We start from the raw sequence: 8986 nt of genomic DNA on the forward strand, positions 1-8986 counted from the left end.
CCCAAGGCCTGCACCCAAAGCCGCGCCCACGCCTGAACCGATCATGCCATACGTCCCGCCACCGATATTCCCAAGCGCGGAACCGAGAGCGAAACCACCGCCCACACCGGCCAAGGTGTTGCCAATCGTGGCCGTACCGAACAGCTTGGTTTTCATGGCCCCCGAAAGCCAGCCGCTCGAACTCGCGACGCTCGATGCGGGCGAACCGGCCCCGGCAATCGAGACACTAGCCGCCTTGTTGCCGACCGAGCCGCCCGAGGCCAGCGTGTCAGACAGGCCCGTAATCGTATTGCGTGAACCGCCATCCAGCGCGTTCAGGGCCGGGTTGATCAGCGCCATCTTGGCCACCAGCCCGACAATCTGCGTTTGCAGGCCGGACAGGACCGAGCCGAAATCGACCGCTCCCTTGCCGCTCTGCACAAAGGCCTGCGTGATATCGTCAACCAGTGTCTCGAACATGCGTTCAAGGCTGCCGGTAAGTTCATCCACCGCGCTTTTCTGGCTTTGATAAGCCGCCGTGGCCTCGGCCTGGGCTTTGGTGAGGGCGATATAGTCCTGCGCTTCCTTTGGCAGCACATCGCCATATTGCCGGTGCATCTCCATTTCGGCCTGCATGACCGCAAGGCTGATCTGACGTTGTTCGGCGTTCTCGCCAAGCGATGCGGTTTGCGCCTTGATCAGGGCGATTGAATCGGAAAGCCCCGCATTTTTCTGAAGTTGCTGCGCCCGTACCTGCGCCGCCGAAGCGGCATCGAGTGCCGCCGTGCGACGTTCCACCGCCGCCACAAATTCCGGGCTCGATGCATCAAAATCGTTGAGCGCCTCGGTATAGGCCATCTGATAGTTGGTTGCGTGCTGCAGAGCCTCGCTCGACCCACCGGCAGCGGCGGCAATGGCGGTTTGCGATTGCGCCTGGCGCTCGGCAGCGACCGTGCCATCTTCATACGCCGCCGCCAGCACGGTCTGCTTGTCGGCCAGGGCCTGGGCAAGCGCCTGTTGTTCGACCCCTGTGCCGCGTGCCGTCTGGTCGAATTGCGCGACCACTTCCGCCATGCTGCGCCAGTAGCCCGTTTGCGACTGGAGCGGGGCGAGACTGTCATTGAGCCCCTGGGTGATCTTCTCCTGCGGGCTCAGCGTATTGGCGAGCGCCACACGCGCTTGCGTGATCTGCTCCTTTGTCTGGGTCCAGGCTGCCGATCCTTCCTTTTGCGTGGCAAGCAGCTTTTCCTCTGACGCTATGTAATCCTCAAGTGCGCTGCGTTGCTGTGTCCAGCTGGTTTCGCTGACCGAACTGGCAGAAGCCGACGCCCCGGCCTTGAGGGATTTCGTGTTGTCGATCACGGCGGCGGACGTTGCGTGTTTGACCGATTCCGCCGAACCCGTGCTTGCGGCCTTGTGGTCGGTGTATTGATGGCCGCCACTCTCATGACCGATGACCGCTTTGTAAAGGTTTGTGAACCGGGTCGGGAAGTTGAGCCGCGCCCCTTCCTGGTCGATCAGGGCTGACGTGTCGGCGGGCAGGGTGTCGATATCGTAGCCGCGCACGGCGGAGGCGTATTTCTTCGCCCCCGCGCTGCCCGGCGCATTGCCGCTGTAATAAGCCAGCGTGTCATCGCGGTTGTCGCTGGCCTTTTTCATCGCTTCCATGAAGATTTTCATGGAGGCGTCGATATTGCCCTTTGGCGTCATGATATCGTAGCCGCTGCTATAGCGCGGATCGACCTGGCCCAGCCCGTAATGATGCTGGCCGGCTGCGAAATTATCGAGCACATCGCCGCCTGCAAGCCCGTCCGTTGCTGGTCTGCTGGCGTTCTTCGTCAGGTAGGACGTGACATCGGTTACTGCGTCCATAAGCGCCCGACCGATACCCGTGGCGAGCTTGCCTAATGATGACGTGACGGGCTCGGTCACTGTCTTGAGGTTTTCCAGCGACCGCTGGAAAGGCGTCAGGGCCTCGTCATGCGCCCCTTTGGTGGCTTCTCGTATCTTGTCCATGACCAGCGCGAAGGCCTCGCCCTGATTGCCGCTCGCCTGCAGGCTGCGCACCTGCTCGACAAGGGCGGCATCGACGCCGGGCAGGTGCTGCTTGTAAAGCGCCTCGATCTCGGCAGTCGGATCGGTCATAGCCTGTTGCACGGCCTTGAGACCATCGGCCAGCGTCCCGAACACGGCCCCCGCATCGCGGGCGATATTGGCAAGCTCGATCAGATCGTTGCCCGAACCGGCAAAATTATAGGTCTGGCCGATTGCCGTTGTCGCGGTTGTGGCGTCGTCACGCGACCAGCCCGGCATACGCGACAGGGTGAGGCTTGCCGAGGTGATGGCCCCCGCCATGCCGCTTGCATCGTCGCGGGTCGCGCGTAGCTGGGTCGAGAGTTTGGCCAGGCGCGATTCCTGTTCCTCGGCATAGCCGCCGAGTTTGCCCATGGCCACGCCTGCACCGAGAAGCCCCGCCACAAGCCCGACGGGCCCCAGGAGCAGGCCGCCCACGATCTGCGTGGCCTTGCCGAAACCGCCCATGACCGTGACCATGTTCGGCACCTGATAGATCGCCGCTTTCATGGCGCTGCCACCGGCAATGACCTGATTGGCAAATTTATGCGCCTCACCGGCCAGGATGCCGATTTGGTAGCTCGACAGCTTCGCGGCGGCAGCACTCTCAACATGAGCGGCGGTCTGGCCCTCGATTGCCTTGCCCAGCGTGCCCGCCTCGCGTGCGGCAAGGCGCATCTGTGCCACCTCGTCGGCCAAGGCGTTCACCCTGGCGCGTTGCGCGGCGATGACCCTGTCTGCGTCCTCGCTGGCCACGCCGCCGCCAGCCACGGCAGTTTGTCCCATGGCTTCAAGCGATTGCAGGCGTTCACGGGCGTTGGCGAGTTGCAGCAGCTTGCGTGAGATATCATCGGCAGAAGCCCCGACGCGTAAAAACGCCTTGGCGGAGGTATCGAGCCCTGCCGTCAGTTCCGAGGTGGCCTTGCTGCCGGTCGAGCCCAGCCCGGCCATGCTGTCGCGGAATCCGTTGAGCATGGCGCTGGATTGCCCGATTTCGCCATTCATGGCCGCCTGGGCATCCGTGCTGGCGCGTTGTCTCGCGTGCAGATCGGCAAACCCGTCAGAAACGCGGGTGATCTCGGCATCGAGCCGGGCCATTTCCTGCGTGGCTTTGCCCATATCCGGCACGACGCCGGTAGCCACCGCGCTGCGCAGTTCGTCGCGCTGCCGCTTGAGGTCGGCCAGCTGTGCCCGTGTCTGTGCCAGTGTAGAAGCGGTTTTGCTGCCAATGCCGCCCATGGAATCGGCGGCATCCTTTGCGCCTTCGGCCACAGATTTTGCGGCATCCGCTGCGGCCTTGCCCATATCGCCCACGGCACGCGAGACACCCTCGCTCTTGTCCTGCAGCCGGTCGAGATTGCGCGCCGCCGATTCCGTGCCGTCCTGTGTCCGGTCCACCACCTCGATGACGTTATCAATCATGTTGATCTGGCGGACGCTGACCATGATTTTCAGACCTTTTCTGTCAGAATGAGCGTGGGATAGAGCACCTGACCGCCCGCCTGCCGGTCGGGGCGTCGGCTCACATAGGCGTCATGTTTTCGGGTCCAGCCGCCTTTGCGCGACCAGCTCAGGCCCGAGGCGATGCCCGATCCCTTGAGGATGTAAGGCACGGGGCCGCCGCGTGAATCGCTGCCACCGCTCAGGGCCTTGAAGGCGCGGGCGAACTCGACCGTCTGGAAACGCCGCCGCGCCGATTGACGCACCGATTCCACGATACGCGGTGGCACGCCCGTTTTCTGGCCGCCCACTTCGATCTTGCGGGCATAAGGGGCGGTGTTCGTGATCCAGATTTCAGAACCGGGCGGTATGGCCTGCGGGGTGTCTGTCCAGATCCGGCCATTCACCATCATGAACCAGCTATTGCGGAAATTGCCCGACCGGGCGGGGGAGCGGTTGCGCAGTTCAGTCAGGCTCCATGCCACCGCCTCGGCCAGGCCGCTGAAGGCATAGACGACATGGCCGCCATCCAGCTTCACGCTTTCCTCGGCCCGGTCGTTCTGCCGGTCCACCATCGTGCGGAAATGTGCAGGCGCCTGGCCGCTTTCTATGAGATTGTCGCGAAAGTCGCGGCATTGCTGCGCCACAATCGCCCGTAACTCGGCGCTTGTGCGCACGGCCTGCGTGTTGATGTGGATCTGATGCCGCACGATTTGCGAAACTCTCACCTGCGGCGCTCCGTGAACCTGTCGGACCAGTGTTTGAGATAGACGGCATCGAGCGCGATCACGCAGCGTTCAAGCAGTGTCATTTCCTGCACTGAAAGCCCGTAATGCGCGGCCCAGCGTGTGAGGGCAGACCACGGAATCGGCTCCGGGCGGGACTCGATGAAGCCACCGCCCAGGGCATTGAATGTGCCGATGACCGTATGCGGGCGTTCGGTCGATAGCCTGTGCCAGGCGCGCCAGATCCAGACCAGATCGGGCCTTGGTTCCAGGCGCACGGCGTCAGCCCCTTCGATGGAGTCCCAGCAATCGGGAAACGCCCCCCAGCGAAGGTGCCAGCCGAGCGCCGCAATCAGTTTCCCTCGGCTTCCTCGGCCTGCTTCACGGCACCTGAAGCCACCAGGCTTGCAGCCTCCCAGCAGCAGCGCTGCAGCTGCCCATAGGAAGGATCGGCCAGCAGGTCGCGGAAGCCGTCGAGCGTGACCTTTTCGGTTTCGGCGTCATCGAGATAAAGGCCGTCCACATCGAGCAGCAGGAATTCAGCCAGCAGCCCCGCATTGATCTGGCGACGAATGGCGTTCGGGATGCGCTCCACGTTGTTGCGGAATTTCTCGGCGGCCTGGGCCAACCTGCGGGCCTGGGCGTCAATGAAGGCATCGGTAAAACCGCGCGTGCGGATGCGCAGGCCCGGATATTGCTCGATATCGACCCAAACGCCGTCATTGATTGCGGCGCTGTCGGTCTTGAGGTCGGTCAGTCTTGCCATTGTCTGGGGTGATCCTGTTGGAACGGTAGGGAAAGGGGAGAAGGCTGGAAAACTTGCCCTCAGGGGGCAGGCTTGATGCGGGTGATCCTGAAGGTGCCGCCGCCGGTCTGCGGGTTACCTTCCAGGTCGAAGGTCGCAACGATTGAGGTGTTGCGGCTTCCCGCGTTGATCTGCGGGCTTTGCAGGCGGCCATTCAGGAAGGTGAAGCGATAGCCGTTGCCGGTCGCGTCCTTCACCTCGATGTCGATTACGCCCGACCAGCCTGCAACGTACTGATCGTACAGGGTCCAGTCCTTGAAGAAGATTTGCAGCTGCCCATCTGCCTTAAACTGGCCGGGGCGGATGCCGCACGCATAGGCCTGCCCGATGCCGTAATCGCTATCGGCCCCGTCGCGGGTGATCGTGATATCGACCTGACGCAACACGCCGACCGGCACCTGACCACCCAGCTTGAACGAGGCAAAATTGCCCACCGTATCGAGCACCGCCCCGGTGGGGGCGGGGATGTAACTGGCGGCGGGATCGACCAGGCTTTTTTCCTGCCGCGCACAGGTGAAATCGAAAGCAGCGGTCGCGAAATTGCCCTGCGGGAAACTCAGCTGCGCCCGCGTGCAGAACGCGCCGGGGCGGAGGAAAAACCCGTCACCGATTGCCTGATGCAGGCACCAGGTCTTGACCAGGTTATTATTGACGATTGAGCCGTCATTGGCCCAGTCCGCCCCCATGATGCCCGCAAGCAGGTCATCATAGGTGCCGACTGAAAGCGCACCGGACAGGGTGCCCGACACGCTCAGCTGCGTGGTGACGGCCTGCGAGACCTCGGCCAGCAGGTTGATTTCCTCGGGGCGCTGGCGGGTATCGTTGAGACGGAAACTTTCGCCGGTAAACCGCGTGCGCTGGAAGGCCCCGCCCGGTTTGACGGCATAGGTTTCTTCCTTGGCATAAGAGACGGTCGAGGCGTTGGATTGGGCCGCCGCCGCCCAGTTGGCTGTCGCGCCAGTATAGGCCATTGGGGGTTTCTCCCTTGAGGTTGCAGGCATGAAAAAAGCCGCCCGGATGGGGCGGCCTGGTCAAATCATGCGGTCCTGGTAGCGGTATCGGACGAACAGGGTCATGGTGAACCAGTTTCCGCCCGTATCCGGATCAGGTGGCGAAAGGCTTTGCCCGTCATAGAAAAGCCCATCGGGTAAGGGCTGCACGCCCTCCAGCCGGGCGCGAAACATGGTGCTCATGCCCTTGCACAGGCTCAATGCGTCGGGTGTCAGGATCGACCCGGCCCGAATGGTCAGGTGAAAGGCAAATTCGCCCTCTTCCTCTATCGCCACCTCGCCAATGCCGAGCCGGTCCGACTGGCTCGCCTGGGCTTCCATGCGCCAGAACAGATCGGGCCGATCCTCGCTTTGCTGTTCGAGCGCATCGACAAGGGCGAGGCCCTGTTGCTTTGCGACCAGCTGGGCGCGGGTGTAGGCGTCATTCCAGACGGTATCGGACAGCATTACGCGCCTCCCGAGGCGATCAGGGTCCAGCCGCACAGCGTGCCCCGGTCGAAAACCGGGCTGGCGTCGGTCAGGGTGTAGGTCTTCGGCCCGTCGCGCAGAGTGTCACCCTTGCGTGGCTCATAGCCGGTCCGGCCCGTTTCATTGGCGGTGATCTGCACGAGCAGCGTGGCCTTGCCGACGCCTTCCGCCAGCTGCGATGCCTGCGGGGGCGGGGCGTAGCCGGTCACGCTCAGGCTGCTTTCCATGCGCGGGCGTGACAGGACCATGCAACGCCCGGCACGCAGGATTTGCCGCCTGCGTCGGCTGGCACCCACGCTCATGACAGACCCGCCTGCGCATAGCGGGCGAGGATGGACGCCGCATCGGGCGGCAGGCCGCCAAGGCTTGCATCGGGCGTGGCCCAGCTGCTTGCGCCCACGCCTTGCTCGCTCTCGGAACGCAGGAGCGGGTCGCCGCGCTGGGCAGTGAAGAACAGGGCCCGGGCGGTCGAGAGCGTGGCAGCGCGGATATCGGCGGGCACGGTCGGGGCCAGGGGCTCGCCCTGGTCGTCTTTCATGCCCGGCACGATCCAGCCGCCCCGATAGGTCACACGATAGCGCCCCGGCCACCACCATGCGCCTTGCAACCGGGAGGGATAGAGCAAGCCGGACCAGGCCGCGCACTCCCAGCCCTCGGGGCCGGGGTCGAGGGTGAAACCGTCCTGCGTGACGGTCACGATCTCGACCACTGGCGAGGCCGTGAGAGTGAGCGACAGCCTGCGCTCGCCATCCCCGACGCGCAGGGTCTGGCGATACAGACCCGCCAGAACCGGACGGCCCAGCGTGGCCTGCACGAGCGCCGTGGCCTGGGCCAGATACTCGCTCAGGGCCGGGTCATTGTTCTGCCCGCCCGGCTCGCCCGCCAGCTGATCGCGCAGGGCGTCGAGCGAGACCAGGGCGAGCCCCTGGGCGGGGCTTTCGAGGATGGTGAGCGTCATGGTGCCCCCGATCAGCCGCCAGCGGCGGAGGTGGCAAACGTGCCCTTGATCAGCGCCTGCGGGCGATAGACGGCAAGCGCCATGCGTTCTTCGGCCAGGATCGTGACCATGTTCTTCACGAAATTGTCGCGATCCTCGGTCGAGATTGTGACCGTCGCATCTTCACGGTCGAAAATCTGCGCGGCATAGGCAAAAGCACCGGTCAGGAAGTTGCCCGCCTTCATGCTCAGGCTTTCAGCCACCGGCAGGCCCCAAAGCACCGGCCCGGCAAGCCCGGTCGGATTGGCGAACACATAGCGACCCTGCGTGTCCTTGGTCATCTCGATGGATGTCCAGTCGGTCGGGTTCAGCACATGGCCGGTTGCGGGCAGCTCGGCCATGGTCGCCTGCAGCATGGCGAGACGCAGGCGGTCAATCATGGTCTCGGTCTTGGCGTTCACGCCTGCGGGCTGGGCATAAGCCGTCGCCTGGTTCATCAGCCCGTTGAGGTTCTGGCCCGTGCCGTCACCATTGAGCAGCTGATCTTCCTCCTTGAGGGCCAGACCGTAGCGCAGGCGGCCATCCACATAACTGGCCAGCATGGGCGCATCGGCCAGGATCTGGCGCGAGGCCATGACGAAGTGAGCGATGGTTTTGACGCCGAGCGTCACCAGATCGAATTTGAGTTCTGATTGCGGCTTGTTGGCGTTCGGATTTTCAGCCACCGGGGCCGCGTTATTGGTGAACAGCGTTTCACGCACATAGTCGATTGCGCCCGATTGCGTGGTGCCGGGCATGAGAAGCCCGCGAATGGTCATGCGGCGATCCGGCGTGGCCTGGATAATGCCCGGCTGGCGGTCGGCCACGACAAGTCCGGTCGTCCCTGAATTGCCGGTCGAACTGCCCGAGGTAATGGCCCGCATTTCCACCGTGAGGCGGCCCTTGAAACGCTCACCCATGCCGATTGCGGCCTTCACCTCGTCGCCGTCAATGAAACGCTGGCCGAGTGAGCGCGTCTCGCGTGCGCCTGCCTGGCCTGCACGGGCGGCTTTCTGTTCCAGATCGGTCAGTCGGGCAGAAAGCCCGTTCATCTCGGCCAGAGCCTTGTCTGCGCTGGCCTTGGTTTCTTCCGTGACCTTGCCGAGGTTGCGCAGTTCCGTGGTCGAGGCTTCAGCAAAACGCTTGACCTCATCGGTCGCGGCCTTGAGATCGCGGGCGGCCTGTTCGTAATCGGACATAGGGTTTTCCTCATGAAAAAGGGCGCTCGAAGCGCCCTGTGTGGTGTTCTGGATGGTTCGCGGGAGCGGGAGTCGATCAGCCTGACCGGCTGGCCCCGCGTGGCCTGGGCAAACGGAATTTTGGGCGAGTGGCTTCACTCAATGCCCGACTGACGGCGCGAACTTCTGCCGCCAGATCGGGCAGCTACGGCCCTGCGGGGTAAAACCGCCTGCGCATTTCGGTCACGCGGGCGAGGGCGTTGGACGGGTCATCCACCAGGCTGACCTCGTGCAGGTTTGCGGCCTTGATCTGGCGGCGCGGCCCGCCCGGC

The 8986-nt window shown here is 63.8% G+C and carries 9 protein-coding genes; all 9 read right to left on the minus strand.

All coding sequences use genetic code 11. The features are described 5' to 3' along the window. The coding region (locus P792_RS31050; protein WP_023979257.1) for a hypothetical protein at positions 1-3498 on the minus strand (3498 nt) is incomplete at its 3' end. Between the two features lie 5 nt (positions 3499-3503). Beyond that, positions 3504-4220 (minus strand): hypothetical protein, encoded by a 717-nt coding sequence (locus P792_RS31055; protein ID WP_023979258.1) that lies wholly within the window; start codon positions 4218-4220, stop codon positions 3504-3506. Beyond that, positions 4217-4495: a hypothetical protein gene (locus P792_RS31060; RefSeq protein ID WP_023979259.1), complete on the minus strand. Its 279-nt coding sequence runs from the start codon at positions 4493-4495 to the stop codon at positions 4217-4219. Before P792_RS31060 ends, P792_RS31055 begins: the two co-directional genes overlap by 4 nt. Positions 4496-4569: 74 nt before the next feature. After that, positions 4570-4983 carry a hypothetical protein gene (locus tag P792_RS31065; RefSeq protein WP_023979260.1) on the minus strand — a complete coding sequence of 138 codons (414 nt, stop codon included), beginning with the start codon at positions 4981-4983 and terminating at the stop codon, positions 4570-4572. A 59-nt stretch (positions 4984-5042) separates the two neighbouring features. Next, complete coding sequence (locus P792_RS31070; RefSeq protein ID WP_023979261.1) at positions 5043-5993, minus strand: phage tail tube protein; 951 nt, start codon at positions 5991-5993, stop codon at positions 5043-5045. Positions 5994-6053: 60 nt separating this feature from the next. Then, positions 6054-6479: a hypothetical protein gene (locus P792_RS31075; protein ID WP_023979262.1), complete on the minus strand. Its 426-nt coding sequence runs from the start codon at positions 6477-6479 to the stop codon at positions 6054-6056. After that, positions 6479-6802 carry a hypothetical protein gene (locus P792_RS31080; protein ID WP_023979263.1) on the minus strand — a complete coding sequence of 108 codons (324 nt, stop codon included), beginning with the start codon at positions 6800-6802 and terminating at the stop codon, positions 6479-6481. The genes P792_RS31075 and P792_RS31080 overlap by 1 nt, the downstream gene beginning before the upstream one ends. Beyond that, entirely contained in the window at positions 6799-7458 is a 660-nt protein-coding gene (locus tag P792_RS36060; RefSeq protein ID WP_023979264.1) for a hypothetical protein, read from the minus strand. Before P792_RS36060 ends, P792_RS31080 begins: the two co-directional genes overlap by 4 nt. 11 nt (positions 7459-7469) lie before the next feature. After that, a complete protein-coding gene (locus P792_RS31085) occupies positions 7470-8675 on the minus strand; it encodes a phage major capsid protein (protein WP_023979265.1) in 1206 nt (401 codons plus the stop codon). Positions 8676-8986: the final 311 nt, after the last annotated feature.

Source organism: Asaia sp. SF2.1 (genome assembly GCF_000505765.1).
GTDB classification, from domain to species: domain Bacteria; phylum Pseudomonadota; class Alphaproteobacteria; order Acetobacterales; family Acetobacteraceae; genus Asaia; species Asaia bogorensis.

What these genes read in the sequence shown, in the direction of transcription:
- P792_RS31080 (WP_023979263.1), bottom strand. Translation starts at nt 6,802, where the DNA reads ATGAGCGTGGGTGCCAGCCGACGCAGGCGGCAAATCCTGCGTGCCGGG.
- P792_RS36060 (WP_023979264.1), bottom strand. Translation starts at nt 7,458, where the DNA reads ATGACGCTCACCATCCTCGAAAGCCCCGCCCAGGGGCTCGCCCTGGTC.
- P792_RS31070 (WP_023979261.1), bottom strand. Translation starts at nt 5,993, where the DNA reads ATGGCCTATACTGGCGCGACAGCCAACTGGGCGGCGGCGGCCCAATCC.
- P792_RS31075 (WP_023979262.1), bottom strand. Translation starts at nt 6,479, where the DNA reads ATGCTGTCCGATACCGTCTGGAATGACGCCTACACCCGCGCCCAGCTG.
- P792_RS31065 (WP_023979260.1), bottom strand. Translation starts at nt 4,983, where the DNA reads ATGGCAAGACTGACCGACCTCAAGACCGACAGCGCCGCAATCAATGAC.
- P792_RS31085 (WP_023979265.1), bottom strand. Translation starts at nt 8,675, where the DNA reads ATGTCCGATTACGAACAGGCCGCCCGCGATCTCAAGGCCGCGACCGAT.